The organism is Thiomonas sp., from assembly GCF_034007205.1.
In the GTDB taxonomy this organism is placed as follows: Bacteria; Pseudomonadota; Gammaproteobacteria; order Burkholderiales; family Burkholderiaceae_C; genus Thiomonas.
Window position 1 is genome coordinate 1 of the sequence record NZ_JAVERI010000020.1, and the last position, 13,452, is coordinate 13,452.

Annotated in this window: 14 protein-coding genes; 6 read left to right on the forward strand and 8 right to left on the reverse strand. The window is 66.5% G+C overall.

The genetic code is table 11. The features are described 5' to 3' along the window. Positions 1-126 precede the first annotated feature (126 nt). Positions 127-999, forward strand: a complete 873-nt coding sequence (locus RBR52_RS13540) for an MBL fold metallo-hydrolase (protein ID WP_320377810.1) — start codon at positions 127-129, stop codon at positions 997-999. On the opposite strand, the gene RBR52_RS13545 is transcribed toward RBR52_RS13540, so the two are convergent. Beyond that, complete coding sequence (locus tag RBR52_RS13545) at positions 993-1,538, reverse strand: cation transporter (protein WP_320377811.1); 546 nt, start codon at positions 1,536-1,538, stop codon at positions 993-995. The genes RBR52_RS13540 and RBR52_RS13545 overlap by 7 nt on opposite strands. 10 nt (positions 1,539-1,548) lie before the next feature. Here RBR52_RS13545 and RBR52_RS13550 point away from each other — a divergent pair, with 10 nt between their 5' ends. After that, on the forward strand, positions 1,549-1,722 hold the full coding sequence (locus RBR52_RS13550) for a hypothetical protein (RefSeq protein ID WP_320377812.1): 174 nt from the start codon (positions 1,549-1,551) through the stop codon (positions 1,720-1,722). A gap of 36 nt (positions 1,723-1,758) precedes the next feature. Continuing rightward, positions 1,759-2,193, forward strand: coding sequence for a Cd(II)/Pb(II)-responsive transcriptional regulator (locus tag RBR52_RS13555; RefSeq protein WP_320377813.1), 435 nt, complete (start codon positions 1,759-1,761; stop codon positions 2,191-2,193). Here the strand turns inward: RBR52_RS13555 and RBR52_RS13560 are convergent. Then, positions 2,163-2,852 carry a mobilization protein gene (locus RBR52_RS13560; RefSeq protein ID WP_320377814.1) on the reverse strand — a complete coding sequence of 230 codons (690 nt, stop codon included), beginning with the start codon at positions 2,850-2,852 and terminating at the stop codon, positions 2,163-2,165. The two genes, RBR52_RS13555 and RBR52_RS13560, sit on opposite strands and share 31 nt — an antisense overlap. Positions 2,853-3,007: 155 nt before the next feature. Between RBR52_RS13560 and RBR52_RS13565 the strand changes: the two genes are divergently transcribed. Then, positions 3,008-3,613: a LysE/ArgO family amino acid transporter gene (locus RBR52_RS13565; RefSeq protein WP_320377815.1), complete on the forward strand. Its 606-nt coding sequence runs from the start codon at positions 3,008-3,010 to the stop codon at positions 3,611-3,613. A 98-nt stretch (positions 3,614-3,711) separates the two neighbouring features. Here the strand turns inward: RBR52_RS13565 and RBR52_RS13570 are convergent, their stop codons facing one another. Further along, positions 3,712-4,893 carry a DMT family transporter gene (locus tag RBR52_RS13570; RefSeq protein ID WP_320377816.1) on the reverse strand — a complete coding sequence of 394 codons (1,182 nt, stop codon included), beginning with the start codon at positions 4,891-4,893 and terminating at the stop codon, positions 3,712-3,714. Positions 4,894-5,079: 186 nt separating this feature from the next. On the opposite strand from RBR52_RS13570, the gene RBR52_RS13575 reads away from it, so the two are divergent. After that, positions 5,080-5,262: a hypothetical protein gene (locus tag RBR52_RS13575; protein WP_320377817.1), complete on the forward strand. Its 183-nt coding sequence runs from the start codon at positions 5,080-5,082 to the stop codon at positions 5,260-5,262. A gap of 3 nt (positions 5,263-5,265) precedes the next feature. Here the strand turns inward: RBR52_RS13575 and cysM are convergent, their stop codons facing one another. The 5 genes from cysM to hemC all read right to left on the reverse strand — a co-directional run bounded on the left by cysM (position 5,266) and on the right by hemC (position 10,432). Continuing rightward, positions 5,266-6,168, reverse strand: coding sequence for a cysteine synthase CysM (gene cysM / locus RBR52_RS13580; RefSeq protein ID WP_320377818.1), 903 nt, complete (start codon positions 6,166-6,168; stop codon positions 5,266-5,268). A 60-nt stretch (positions 6,169-6,228) separates the two neighbouring features. Continuing rightward, positions 6,229-7,452: a heme biosynthesis protein HemY gene (locus RBR52_RS13585; protein WP_320377819.1), complete on the reverse strand. Its 1,224-nt coding sequence runs from the start codon at positions 7,450-7,452 to the stop codon at positions 6,229-6,231. Continuing rightward, positions 7,452-8,486, reverse strand: coding sequence for a uroporphyrinogen-III C-methyltransferase (locus RBR52_RS13590; protein WP_320377820.1), 1,035 nt, complete (start codon positions 8,484-8,486; stop codon positions 7,452-7,454). Before RBR52_RS13590 ends, RBR52_RS13585 begins: the two co-directional genes overlap by 1 nt. Positions 8,487-8,604: 118 nt before the next feature. Further along, positions 8,605-9,486: a uroporphyrinogen-III synthase gene (locus tag RBR52_RS13595; protein WP_320377821.1), complete on the reverse strand. Its 882-nt coding sequence runs from the start codon at positions 9,484-9,486 to the stop codon at positions 8,605-8,607. Continuing rightward, a complete protein-coding gene (gene hemC / locus RBR52_RS13600; protein WP_320377822.1) occupies positions 9,476-10,432 on the reverse strand; it encodes a hydroxymethylbilane synthase in 957 nt (318 codons plus the stop codon). Before hemC ends, RBR52_RS13595 begins: the two co-directional genes overlap by 11 nt. 195 nt (positions 10,433-10,627) lie before the next feature. Here hemC and ppc point away from each other — a divergent pair, with 195 nt between their 5' ends. After that, complete coding sequence (ppc, locus tag RBR52_RS13605) at positions 10,628-13,438, forward strand: phosphoenolpyruvate carboxylase (RefSeq protein ID WP_320377823.1); 2,811 nt, start codon at positions 10,628-10,630, stop codon at positions 13,436-13,438. Positions 13,439-13,452 lie beyond the last annotated feature (14 nt).

The following is a 13,452-nucleotide window of genomic DNA, read 5'->3' on the forward strand; positions in this document are numbered from 1 at the left end:
CACCCCCAATCGTCCACGATGACGCTGAAACAGCGTCCACGATCAGACTGAAACGCCGTCCACGATCACGCTGAAATCCCGTCCACGATCAGCCTGAAATGCCGTCCACGATGGGCTGAAATACGCATGCTGCAGCCAATCAAGGTCGCCGACGACATCTATGCGCTGGTCGGCCCGCTGGGTCAGCGCGACGCTGCCAACGCGGGCGACAACGCCACCTTCGGCGCCATCGTCACGCCGAACGGCGTGATCCTCATCGACAGCGGCGCGGGCGATGCAGGCGCCCGGCTCATCGCCCAAACGCTGCGCGGCGTGACCGACAAGCCGGTGCGCTGGGTCATCAACACCGGCAGCCAGGATCATCGCTGGCTGGGCAATGCCTGGTTCGCCAGCAAGGGCGCCCAAATCATCGCCATGGCCTCGACCGTCAAGGTCGAGAAGGCCAACGCCGATCAGGAGATGCAGGCGCTGAAAATGCAGTTTGGCGGCAAGATGGAAGACTTCTCGCCCATGACCAGCCCCGCCCCTCTGCCCGGCGACGAGGCCCGGCTCACTCTCGGCGGCGTCCCCCTGGAACTGCGCCATTTCGGCACGGGCCATTTCCCTGGCGATGCCGTGGTCTGGCTGCCCAAACAGCGCATCGCCTTCACCGGCGATCTGGTGTTTCTCGACCGCATGCTCGGCGTGCTCGACAACGGCAGCCGCGTCGATCAATGGGCGCAGACTTTCAACACCTTCGCCGCCACGCTCAAGCCCGCAATCATCGTGCCCGGACACGGCAAACCCGGCACGCTGGCGCAAGCCCAGGCACAGACGGGCGACTATCTCGACTGGCTGGTGCGCGAGGTCAAACCCGCCGCTGAAAACATGGATGATCTGGAAAAGACGGTCAACCGCGTGAACGCCGCCACGCCCCAGACCTTTCGCAAGCTCTACAACGCCGATCAGCTCAACCGCAAGAACATCAACCGCGCTTACCTGGAATTTCAGTTTCAGTAAGCCCGCATCTGCGGCTGCACGTCATGGGCGCGCAATTCCGCCCGCGCCAGGCGCATCACCTTCCATCCGGCGCTGACGCCCAGCGCGGCCATGACGGCGGCCACAAGCAAATCCGGCCAGCGCGTGCCGGTGCCGAATACCCCCACGGCTGCCAGCAGCACGGCGATGTTGCCGAGCACGTCGTTGCGGGTGCACAGCCAGACCGAGCGCATATTGGCGTCGCCGTCGCGCCAGGCGTAGAGCAGCGCGGCAACGAGACCGTTGGACAACATGGCGGCGATGGCAATGGCGCCCATGGTCACGGCCTGCGGCGGCTGGCCCGCCCAGGCGCCCCACAGCGCCCGCGCCAGCACGAACACACCGAAAGCCAGCAGCGATGCGCCCTTGATCCACGCCGCGCGCGAGCGCCAGTGCAGCGCCAAGCCGAGCACCGCCAGCGACAGGCCGTAGTTGGCCGCGTCGGCGGCGAAGTCGAGCGCATCGGCCAGCAGCGACGCGGAATGCGCCTGCAGGCCGCCGAACACCTCGACGCCAAACATCGCGGCATTGATGAACAAAGCGATCCACAACACCCGCCGCCACGCGGGACTGGCGGCGCGGGCGGCATTTGCGCTTGCACTCGAAGCGCAGTGGTCGTTCTGGCAGCAGCCGGGCATTGCCTTCTCCTTGATCTGGACAAGGCGGCATTGCACAGCCTGGAGCCGCTCCAGGGTCAAGGGCTAGCATGCAAATAAATTCCTGAATTTGTCGAGGTCGATCATGCGCATCAGTGAACTGGCCGCGCGCGCGGGCACGGAGGTGGACACCGTGCGGTATTACGAAAAAACCGGCCTGCTGCCCGTGCCGCAGCGCCAGGCCAATGGCTATCGCGCCTACACCCCAGCGCATTTGCAAAGACTGCTGTTCATCCGCCGCTGCCGTCTGCTCGACATCAGCCTGGCCGACATCGCCCGGCTGCTCGACTACGCCGCGCAGCCGCAGGCCGACTGCGCCGGAGTGGACGCGCTGATCGACCTGCATCTGGGTCAAGTGCGCGAGCGCATGGCGCACCTGCAGGCTCTGGAGCGACAACTCGGCGATCTGCGCAAGCAGTGCGGAGTGCGGCGCGGCAGTCCACATCCGGTGGCGGAGTGCGGCATCCTCCAAAGTCTGGAAGCCGGGGTTCAGACACCCAAATCCGAGAGGTCTTGGTAGGCGTTTTTCAGCCAGGTTTTCACCCGCTGCCGCTCCAGAATGCCCATTTCGTGCGCACCGCCGCCCTGCGTCGCCGCCCAGAAGCTGCTGCTGGCGGCGTCGATCTTGATCATGGCGGCTTCATGCAGACGCTTGAGCGGCATGAAGCGCGCGCCGAGTTCCAGCGCGCGCTGTTTCTGGCCCGACTGTTCCAGGATGCCGAAGTCGTCGCCGCGCAACTGGTTGAGCACCAGCACGATGTCGAGCCGACCCCCGAAGCGGTCGAGCAGCGCGCGCAGCAGATCGACCGAATCGCGCCCGGAATCCATCACATGCCAGTAACGGATCCGCAGATCGAGTTCCGGGGCGATGTCGAGCAGGCCGGATTCTTCCATCCACTGCTCCAGCGCGGCCTGGGTCTGCGCGGCCAGGTCGACGATCACCCGCTGCTCAGGCTCGGTGCCCGCTGCCTCGACGATGCGATCGAGGCTTTCATAGCGATCGATCACCACGGGCGAGGCGTAGTCGGCATAAAAGCGCATCAGCGCACCGTGCGATTTATCGGTGTCGAAGCCGACAAAAGGCAGCTCGTGGTCGATGCAATACTGTGCCAGCAACCGAGCCATCAGCGATTTGCCGACCCCGCCTTTTTCCCCGCCTACCCAATGAATGCTGCGCATCAATTTCTCCACGTGGCAGATCGAAAACAGAGCCTACAGGACACTTGCGACAGGCCGATGAACCGCGCCGGCTCTCACCCCAAGTTCGCATGCAAAATGCGTGCCTTCGCCTTCACCTGCGCCCCCTTATAACCGCACCGCCCCTGAATGTTCTGATGCACGCCTACCTCTCCGGCTTTGCCCTGGGTCTGTCCCTCATCGTCGCCATCGGTGCGCAAAACGCCTTTGTGCTCAAGCAGGGGCTCAAGGGGGAACATATCTTCTGGGTGATGCTGGTCTGTGCGCTGTCCGATACCCTGCTCATCGCCATCGGCGTGTCCGGGTTTCATGTGCTGGTGGCGCGGGCGCCCTGGCTGACCCCGATCAGCCGCTACGCGGGGGCTGCGTTCCTGCTCGGCTATGGCGCGCGCAGCCTGCTTGCGGCCCTGCGCTCGGCGACGGTGCTGGCCCCGACCGGCGGCAGCAGCGGCGGCTCGCTGGGAAAAGCGCTCGTCACCGTGCTGGCGTTCACTTTTCTGAACCCGCATGTCTATCTCGACACCGTGGTGTTGATCGGCTCGGTATCCACCCAGTATCCTGGGCGTGCCGCGGCCTTCGGCACGGGTGCGGCCTGCGCCTCCTTCGTGTTCTTTTTCGCCCTGGGCTATGGCGCGCGGCTGCTGCGGCCGGTGTTTGCGCGCCCCTTCACCTGGAAGGTGCTCGACGGTCTGATCGGCCTGACGATGTGGACCTTGGCCTTCAAGCTGTTGCTGGAGGGATGATCACGTCGCCCTGCTGTCGTCTGTTGCACCCCATCGGCGCCATTGCTCAAACCGCCTTTCCGGCTACGGCAGGCCGACCCTGGAGTTGCTCTGATGCCTCAACCGTGGCGGTGGCGATGGTGCGCGTCAGGAAAATGCGCATGCGCATGCCGCACCGGAGCATGGTCATGCGGGTGGCTGTGCTGCGTGCCCACAGGCACGGGCGGCACATGCACATGGTCGTGATGACCGTCGTCTCCTGAGAAACCCGCCGGGCCGCCCCAAGGGTTTCTCACCCCCCTGGGGGGCCTGGCGCGCAGCGGCAGGTCTGGGGGCGCCTTCAATCCGCCATGAACATGGCGATGGGCATGGTGCATCGCCTCATGATCGTGCAGATGCGCATGGCGCTCGCTGACGTGCAGCCACACGCCCAGCGCCATCAATCCGCCCGCCAGCACCAGCCCCGGCGTGAGCGCCTCACCCAGCAAGAGCACGGCCAGCGCGGCGCCGAAAAACGGCGCCACGGCGAAATACGCTCCGGTACGGGCCGTACCCAGATGCCGCAGCGCGAGCACGAACAGCACCAAACTGACACCGTAGCTGGCAAAGCCGAGCGCACCGGCCGCCAGCACGATGGGCAGAGCGGGCCAGGACGCGCCGACCAGTATCGCCAGCAGCAGGTTCACCGCCCCGGCGATCAGCCCCTTGCTCATGGCGATGAAACCGGCATCGGACAGGGCAACCTTGCGCGTGAAGTTGTTGTCGAGCGCCCAACCCAGGCAAGCGCCGATCACCGCCAGTCCGGGCCACAGACTGTTCCAGTCCAGCGCCACACCTTGGCCGGGCCAGTTCAGCACCACGCTGCCCAGCACAATGGCCACCATGCCCAGGGCAATGCGACGATCGAAGTTTTCGCGGAACACGAACCAGGCCAGCAAGGCCGTGAGCACGCTCTCCAGATTGAGCAGCAGCGAGGCTCCCGCGGCCGGCATGTGCGAGAGGCCGAACATCAGCAGCACCGGCGCCGCCACGCCGCCGCTGAAAATCGCCGCAGCCAGCCAGGGCCATTCCCCCGCCTGCAAATGGGACGAAGTCTCAGCGCCGCCGCGCAAGGCACGCAGCGCCCGCCAGCCGGCCAGTCCGATTCCCGATCCCAGATACAGCAATGCCGCCAGCAACCACGGACTGGTATCGGCCAGCAGCAGCTTGGCCAGCGGCGTGCTCGCGCCGAACAGCAAGGCCGCCGCCAGCGCCAGGGTGATGCCCTGGTGGAGTAAAGGCTGATGGGAAGGGTTGGGCATGGGAGCCTTACGAAATGTGCGGCGTGCTGTCAGAACGTATGGCTTGTGACGTTTGGTGAACCGAGCTTGCCTGCGGTGATCGGTTGCCTAATTTTCAGAGAAGATCAGTCCGTGCGAATACCCGCATGGACCCAGCGGCCAGCCTTCTTCGATCCACATTTTTATCTCACACACTCGGACTGCATCATGGGAACCAAAATCTACCTGACCGGGCTGGGCATTCTGTTCATTGTCTGCCTGTCTTTGGGCTTTTACCTGGGTTACAGCCACGTTTTCGCGCCTGGTGCCTACAGCGTGCCCGATCAAGGCATCGCGCAGCTTCCCCACAGCCCGATCAGCGCGGCGAGCCAGGCAGTGCCACAAAGCTGAGCTTCAAGCCGGAAACACGCCGGTGCTCAGATAACGATCTCCCCGATCGCAGACGACAAAAACGATGGTGGCGTTTTCCACTTCGCGGGCGATGCGCAGCGCCACCTCGCAGGCGCCAGCGGCGCTGATGCCGCAGAACAGGCCTTCCTCTCGGGCGAGCCTGCGCGCCATGTTTTCGGCTGCGGTCTGGCTGACGTACTCCAGCCGGTCCACCCGCTGCGGCTCGTAGATTCTGGGCAGGTATTCGGGCGGCCATTTGCGGATGCCGGGAATGCTCGACCCCTCCTCCGGCTGGGCGCCGATGATCTGCACTGCCGGGTTCTGCTCCTTGAGAAAATGCGACACCCCGGTGATGGTGCCGGTCGTGCCCATGGCGCTGACGAAATGGGTGATGCGTCCTGCGGTATCGCGCCAGATCTCCGGGCCAGTGGTTTCATAGTGCGCCCGCGGGTTATCGGCATTGGCGAACTGGTCGAGCATCAGCCCCTTGCCCTCGCGCTGCATCTGCCCGGCCAGGTCGCGGGCATATTCCATGCCGCCGCTCCTGGGCGTGAGCAAGAGTTCCGCCCCAAAGGCCTTCATGGTCTGGGCTCGCTCGATGCTGAGGTTTTCCGGCATGACGAGCACCATGCGATAGCCCAGAATGGCTGCGGCCATCGCCAGCGCGATGCCGGTATTGCCCGAGGTGGCCTCGATCAGCGTGTCGCCGGGCTTGATGGCGCCGCGCTCCTGCGCACGGCGAATCATGGAAATCGCCGCCCGGTCTTTCACCGACCCGGCCGGGTTGTTGCCTTCGAGCTTGCCGAGAATCAGATTGCCGCGCCGCGCATTCTCGGCGCCGGGCACGCGCTGCAACTGCACCAAGGGCGTGTTGCCAATCACCTGGTCGATGGTGAGGTAGGGCATGAGAGAGTCTCCTGAAAGGAAAGCCGCCGCGGTTCGCAGCGGCGGGATGGCCGTGGCGCATCACAGTCGTTCGCCGGCCTTGCCCGACGGGTCGAGCGCGCACAGATCCACCGCCGCCGCGCGCCAGTGGCGTTGGGCCTGGTCTTCGCGCTCGATGCCTTCGAGCAATTGCGCCAGCGCGGCATGGATCTGGCCGCGCAGACGCCTTTCGTCGTCAGTGCAGGACTGGATGGCTTTTTGCAAATGCTGTTGCGCCTTGCCCCAGAGCTGCATTTCGGCACAGGCCGCGCCCGCGGTGAAATAAGCCTGCGCCTCCTGCGGCCAGCGGCCCAGCCATTGCTCGGTCTGGGCGACGAAACCGGCGTCGATGCCCACCAGCATGGCGCGCAGGCTGGGCATCAACAGACCGGGCTCGGCCTGCGCCCGGTTGAGCGCGTCGATCAGCAGTTGCCGCGCTTGGCCCGGCTCGCCGGCCGCGGCAAAACCCCTCGCGGCCACAACCACCAGGGTGGGGTCGGTGCGCTCCTGCGCGGTCAGACGGTTCCAGGTATTGCGCAGGGCCTGCGGGTCGTCGCCCGCCTGGCGCAGCAACCCGGTTCCCGCGCTGTGCAGCATGGCCTGCGCGGCTGCGGGATGCAAGGCGCCATGTTTGAGCAGGATGCGCGCCAGACGCAGCACGGCAGCGTGATCGCCGACCTTGCGTGCGGCCTGCAGCTCGATGCGCAGCGCATGGGTGCGCCGCTGCACTCCGGCGGGCAGGGTGCGCAATTGCGCCAGCGCCTCGCGCGGCTGTTTGGCGTCGAGCAGCCATTGCGCTTTCAGCAGCGCCCCGGTATCGCGCGCCGCTTGCGGCAGTTGTTCCAGATAGGCGTCGCGCCGGTCATAGGCCTGAAGCTGCTGCGCCGACTGCGCTGCAGTCATCAGCGCGGCGGGGGCGAGGTCGGCAAATTCGGCTGCGCGTTGCGCTGCCCGCTCAGCACGGCGAAATCGCCCGCCGAAATAGTCGAACATGCCGTTGTGCAAGGCCTGCGCGGCCAATCGCATCCGGCGCCGCGCACGGAACTCGGCGGCCGCCTGCGGCATGCCCAGCAGCAGCGACAGCCCGCGCAGCACCAGGTAGAACACCACAAAGCCCAGCAGCAGCAGCAAGACTGCGAAGTTGAGCGACACATCCACCCGCCACGGAGGCAGCAGCACGGCGACATTGCCGGTATTGAGCGTCGAGCCCAGCGCCAGCAACACGGCGGCTGCGGCCAGAATCAGCACCCAGATGAGCCAGCGCATCAGGGCGCTCCGCTATCGAGCGTGGAAAGCACGGCCAGCGATTCCAGATTGGCCGACGGATTGGCCGCAAGGTCGAGCTGGGCGGCCTGACGGGCGAGGGACAGCGCCTGCACCATGCGCGGCTGGCGCTTGTCGAAATAGGTTTTCAGCGCCTCGTCGATGCCCCGCATATCGCTGCGATACGCCACCGCGTTGCGCGAGAGCAGATCGAGCCGGGCGTTGAGGATGCGCAGCTTGAGGTTCTCGCGCAGAAATTCGCCCTGCTGCGGCGAAGCCAGCAAGGCATCGCGCGAGCCCACGCGGGTGATGCCGAACAACTGCACCAGCGAGGCGCGAAAACGCTCGAACCACTCGCCCAGCCACGGCGCCCAGGCAGGGCCGGAGACCGATGCCGAACTTGCACTGACGGGCGGCGTGCCTGGCGCCTGGGCGCTGCCAGCCGCCTCGGCCGACGAAACCAGCCGCAGACCGTCGACCAGCGCGGCCAGATCGTTGAGTTTGTGCGCTGCGGCGGCGATGTCGGGCGTGACGGCGCTGCGCAGCCGGGTGAGATCGGCCTGCACCGCGCGGCGCAGGATTTGCGCCTTGGGGTTGGGCGAGCGCGCCAGCCGCGCATCGGCGCTTTGCAGCGTGGCGATGAGCGGCTGCACATTGCCGATGAGCTGCGCCTGCTGCTGCGCCAGGGCGATGAGCTGGCCGGTTTCGGACAGGCGCGCCTGATCGCGGGTCTTGGCAAAGTCTTCGTACAGCGTCTCCAGCGCCTGGCGCTGCGCCGCGAAGTCTTGCTGGCGCGATTCGAGCACGGCGATGCGCGCGGTGAGGTCGCGCACGGTATCGCTGGCCTGCCTGGTCAGGGTCTTGGCCTCGATGGCGTCGGTCATCGCCGTCTGCAGGCGCTGCGCGATTTCCGCCTGGGTGGCGTAGAGGCGATTGTTCAGCCACCACGCCATCGCCGCCAGGGCCACGATGAGGGCAATGAGAACCGGCCAGACCCAGCGCGCGCCCGGCAGGGCGGCAGGCGATGCAACCGCCACGGGCGGCGGGGCCACAGGCGGTGTCGGGACCGCAGGCGATACGTCCTCGACTGGTGCAGTTGCGCTTGTCGAAGAGGTCGCTGCTGTGGGAGGAAGGTTAGACTCGGTCATGCGGGCATTATCCAGGAGTCGGGCTCAGGGAGGAGGTCAGACGCTGCAAAGTCGACAGCACCTCCTCGATTTGTGCACGGGTCAGTTCCACACGCCCGAAGCCGGCCGTGCGCAGGGCATCGGCGATGCGCGGATGAATGGCCAGCGCGCGCTGCTGTTGCAGCACGGCAGCGTTCAGCCCGGCCTGTTCGAGCAGGCGCTGCAGGTTGTGCACAGCCTCGGTGGAGGAAAACAGCCACCAGCCGCCACGACCCAGTGCGGATTGCAGCAAGGCGGCGGTCTGTGCGTTGTAATCCAGTGCCAGTCGGCTGTAGGCCTCGATGACCTTGACCTTGGCGCCGGCCGCTTCGAGCTTGCGTTGCAGCAGATCGCGGCCTGGCCCGCCGCGGAAGATCAGCACATGGCGCCCTGCCCACGGAAAAGACGCCACCGGCCCCGGGGCGAAGGCGAGTTGCAGCGCATCCCACAAGGCTTCGGAATCGCTCTCGCCGTCGTGCCAGTTCCCGGCGTCGGGGGCGATGATCGGCGGCCAAGGCACGTCTTCGGGCTGCGCCGCCAGGGCCCGGCGTACCGCGCGCAGACTGCCCTCACCCACCACGCCGATGGCGCAACGCGCGGGCCAGGGCTGACGCAGCGCCGCGAATACGGCGGCCACCGCCGTGGGGCTGACGGGCAGGGCCAGATCGGTCTGCGGCAGCGCGGACAGGGCGGCGTGAAATCGGGGCAGATCGTCCGGCGGGCCGATGTGTTGCAGCGCGAAGTCGATCACCTGCACCCCGGATGCAGTCAGGAGTTCGTGCGCTGCGCCCGCCTGCGAGGACGCTCGCGTGGAGATCAGCGTGGTGTTGAGCATCGGCGCCACGCACTGAGTGGAGCGCTCAATGCGCACCGAGTTGCGCCAGCAGCGCATCCGCGCCCTGTTCGCGCAATTGCTGCGCCACTTGCTGCCCCAGCGCATCGGCCTGCGCCGAATCGGTGACGCGAGCGCGCTGCTGCGCCTGCAGCGCCAGGCTGCCATCGGGCAGCCCCAGCATGGCGCGCAGCAGCATGTCCTCGCCCTCCAGCGTGGCATAGGCGCCCATCGGCGTGGTGCAACTGCCGCCCAAGCCGCGCGACACCGCCCGCTCGGCATGGACGCACAGCGCCGTCGGGAGATGGTTCAGCGGCGCGAGCGCCTGCACCAGATCGGATCGGTCGGCGCGGATTTCGATGCCCAGCGCCGCCTGGCCGACGGCCGGGAGCATGTCTTGCGGATCGATGACGGCGCGCACGCGCTCGCCCAGGCCCAGCCGCTTCAGCCCGGCGGCCGCCAGCAATATGCCCGCGTACTGCCCTTGATCGAGCTTGCGCAGCCGGGTGTCGAGGTTGCCGCGCAGGGGCTGCACCTGAAGGTGGGGATGGCGTGCGCGCAGTTGCGATTCGCGCCGCAGGCTGGAGGTGCCGACCACGGCGCCCGCGGGCAGCTCGTCCAGACTGGCGTAATGCGGGCTGACCCAGGCATCGCGCGGGTCTTCGCGCTGCATCACCGCGGTGAGCGCAAAACCGGGCAGCAACTCCATGGGCACATCCTTGAGCGAATGCACGGCCAGATCGGCCAGTCCCTGCTCCATCGCCACTTCGAGTTCCTTGACGAACAGTCCCTTGCCTCCGATCTTGGCCAGCGATTTGTCGAGTATCTGGTCGCCCTGCGTGGTCATGCCGAAAATGCGCACATCGCACTGCGGATACAGCCCCTTGAGCAGATCGCGCACATGCTCGGCCTGCCAAAGCGCCAGGCGGCTTTCGCGGGTGGCGATGACGAGGGACTGGGGAGGGGTGAAGGCGGTGGAGATCATGCGCGGATTCTAAGAGCCCGCACGCATCACTTTTCTGGGCAAACGCCCCTGCATTGCGCATGGCGAAAAATCATTTCACCGTCCCTGCGGCAACGCAAATCCTGCAGCGACCTGGGCGCGCATCTTGCTTCCATTTGGCATGGCGCTGATAGCATCAGCACGCCCTGTTTTAGTGCCCCCCAAACACGCCACGCCATGTCGACACGCCCCACCGCCGCACACAACGCCTCCGACCCCGACGCCGCCCTGTTCGACGACATCCGCCTGCTCGGGCGTCTGCTCGGCGACCTGATCCGCGAGCAGGAGGGGCAGGAAATGTTCGACATCGTCGAAACCGTGCGTCAGCTCTCCGTCAAGTTCCACCGCGACGGCGACACCAAGGACCGCCGCGCCCTCGACAAGCTGCTCAACAGCCTCACGCGCGACCAGGCCGTGAGCGTGATCCGCGCCTTCAGCTACTTTTCCATCCTGGCCAATATCGCCGAAGATCACCATGTGCTGCGGCGCGCCGAGCAAGACGCCGAACGCGGCGCCCCGCCGCAGCGCGACAGCGTGCGCGCCGCGCTCGAAACGCTCAAAGACTCCGGCGTGGAGCGCGCGCAACTCCTGCAGTTTTTCGATCGGGCGCTCATTTCACCGGTGCTCACCGCGCACCCCACCGAAGTGCAGCGCAAGAGCGTGCTCGATGCCGAACGGGCGCTGGCGCGGCTGCTGGTCGAGCGCGATGCGACTCGGCTGCCGCAAAAGCGCGCCGAGATCGAAGACGCCATGCGCGCCCGCGTGGTGCAGCTCTGGCAGACGCGGCTGCTGCGCTACGTCAAGCTCAAGGTGTCCGACGAAATCAAGAATGCGCTGTCTTTTTACGGCACGACCTTTTTCCAGCAGTTCCCCCGCCTGTATCGCAACCTGGAGCGCGACATCGACGCGCTTTTCCCGCCGGGCAAAAAAGACGCCGCCAAGACCGACCTGCCCGCCTTTTTCCGCATGGGCCACTGGATCGGCGGCGACCGCGACGGCAACCCCTTCGTCACCGCCGACACCCTGAGCTACGCGCTGCGCATGCAGTCGCGCACGGCCATCGAGTTCTATATGGCCGAGGTCCACGCCATCGGCGGCGAGCTGTCGATCTCGGCCCTGCTGGCCAGCGCCAGCCCGGAGCTCATGGCCCTGGCCGAGCGCTCGCCCGACCTGTCCGAGCACCGCAGCGACGAGCCCTACCGCCGCGCCCTCATCGGCATGTACGCCCGGCTGGCGGCCAATCTGCGCAGGCTCGCCGGGGTGCAGGCGATGCTGCCCGAAGTGGGCAGCGCCGAACCCTATGCCAACGCCGACGAATTCATCGCCGATCTGCGCACCATCCGCGACTCGCTGCGCCAGCATCATGCCGAGCCCCTGGCGCGCGCGCGCCTGGACCCACTGATCCGCGCCGCCGGGGTGTTCGGTTTCAGGCTGGCCACCATCGACCTGCGGCAAAGCTCCGATCAGCATGAAGCCGTGCTGCGCGAACTGCTCGCCGCCGCCGGTCTGTGTCCAGACTACAGTCATCTCGACGAAGACGCCAGGCAGGCCCTGCTCATCCGCTGCCTCAACGACCCGCGCCCGCTGCGCCTGCCGCACCACGTCTATTCCGACTGGACGCGCAGCGAACTGGCGGTGTTCGACCGCGCCTACAGCGCGCGGCGCGACTTCGGCCCGCGCGCCATCCGCCAATACATCATCTCGCACTCGGAGACCGTCAGCGACCTGCTCGAACTGCTGGTGCTGCAGAAAGAAGCCGGACTGTTTCACGGCACCTTGAACGGCCCCGAAAGCCACGCCGAACTGCTGGTCGTGCCGCTGTTCGAGACCATCGAAGACCTGCGCAGCGCCCCGGCCATCATGCGCGACTTCTACGCTCTGCCCGGCATGGTCGGGCTGGTGCAACGCTCCGGCGGCGAGCAGGAGATCATGCTGGGTTACTCCGACAGCAACAAGGACGGCGGCTTTTTCACCTCCAACTGGGAGCTGTACTGCGCCGAGGTCGCGCTGGCCGGGCAGTTCGAGCAGCTCAAGGCCGAGCAGGGCATCACCCTGCGGCTGTTCCACGGCCGCGGCGGCACGGTGGGACGCGGCGGCGGCCCGAGCTTCGATGCCATCCTGGCTCAGCCGCCGGGCACGGTCAACGGCCAGATCCGACTGACCGAACAGGGCGAAGTCATCACCAGCAAGTACGGCAACCCGGACATCGGGCTGCGCAACCTCGAAACCCTGGTGGCCGCCACGCTGCAGGCCACGCTGCTGCCGCAGACTCAGGCCGCGAGCAAGCCTGCTGCCCGGTTCCTCGACGCGGCAGCCGCCCTGTCCGAAGCCTCTATGGCGGCCTACCGCAAGCTGGTATACGAGACCCCGGAATTCACCGACTACTTCTACAGCGCCACGCCCATCTCGGAAATCGCCGAACTCAATATCGGCAGCCGTCCGTCTTCGCGCAAGGCCACCCGCGCGATTGCCGACCTGCGCGCCATTCCCTGGGGCTTCTCCTGGGGCCAATGCCGCGTGGCGCTGCCCGGCTGGTATGGCTTCGGCAGCGGCGTGCAGACCTATCTCGACGCCCATCCCGACGGCCTGAAACTGCTGCAGCGCATGGCCAGGCAGTGGCCATTCTTCGCCACCCTGCTGTCGAACATCGACATGGTGCTGGCCAAGACCGATATGCGCGTGGCCGAGCGCTACGCCGAACTGGTGACCGAGGCCAAGACCCGGCAGAGAGTGCTCAAGGCCTTGCAGCGCGAATGGCAGCTCACCACCGAGATGCTTTCGGCCATCACCGGCCAGACCGAACGCCTGAGCGACAACCCCACGCTCAAGCGCTCGATCCGCGCCCGCTTTCCCTACATCGACCCGCTCAATCATCTGCAGATCGAGCTGCTTCACCGCTTCCGCGAAGGCCAGACGGACGAGCGCACCAAGCGCGGCATCCACCTGAGCATCAACGGCATTGCCGCGGGGCTGCGCAATACGGGCTGAAATCGGGCTCGGTG

What these genes read in the sequence shown, in the direction of transcription:
- RBR52_RS13550 (WP_320377812.1), top strand. Translation starts at nt 1,549, where the DNA reads ATGAACAAAGCGATCCACAACACCCGCCGCCACGCGGGACTGGCGGCG.
- RBR52_RS13555 (WP_320377813.1), top strand. Translation starts at nt 1,759, where the DNA reads ATGCGCATCAGTGAACTGGCCGCGCGCGCGGGCACGGAGGTGGACACC.
- RBR52_RS13575 (WP_320377817.1), top strand. Translation starts at nt 5,080, where the DNA reads ATGGGAACCAAAATCTACCTGACCGGGCTGGGCATTCTGTTCATTGTC.
- RBR52_RS13565 (WP_320377815.1), top strand. Translation starts at nt 3,008, where the DNA reads ATGCACGCCTACCTCTCCGGCTTTGCCCTGGGTCTGTCCCTCATCGTC.
- RBR52_RS13545 (WP_320377811.1), bottom strand. Translation starts at nt 1,538, where the DNA reads ATGTTTGGCGTCGAGGTGTTCGGCGGCCTGCAGGCGCATTCCGCGTCG.
- RBR52_RS13585 (WP_320377819.1), bottom strand. Translation starts at nt 7,452, where the DNA reads ATGCGCTGGCTCATCTGGGTGCTGATTCTGGCCGCAGCCGCCGTGTTG.
- RBR52_RS13570 (WP_320377816.1), bottom strand. Translation starts at nt 4,893, where the DNA reads ATGCCCAACCCTTCCCATCAGCCTTTACTCCACCAGGGCATCACCCTG.
- RBR52_RS13540 (WP_320377810.1), top strand. Translation starts at nt 127, where the DNA reads ATGCTGCAGCCAATCAAGGTCGCCGACGACATCTATGCGCTGGTCGGC.
- RBR52_RS13560 (WP_320377814.1), bottom strand. Translation starts at nt 2,852, where the DNA reads ATGCGCAGCATTCATTGGGTAGGCGGGGAAAAAGGCGGGGTCGGCAAA.
- hemC (WP_320377822.1), bottom strand. Translation starts at nt 10,432, where the DNA reads ATGATCTCCACCGCCTTCACCCCTCCCCAGTCCCTCGTCATCGCCACC.
- ppc (WP_320377823.1), top strand. Translation starts at nt 10,628, where the DNA reads ATGTCGACACGCCCCACCGCCGCACACAACGCCTCCGACCCCGACGCC.
- cysM (WP_320377818.1), bottom strand. Translation starts at nt 6,168, where the DNA reads ATGCCCTACCTCACCATCGACCAGGTGATTGGCAACACGCCCTTGGTG.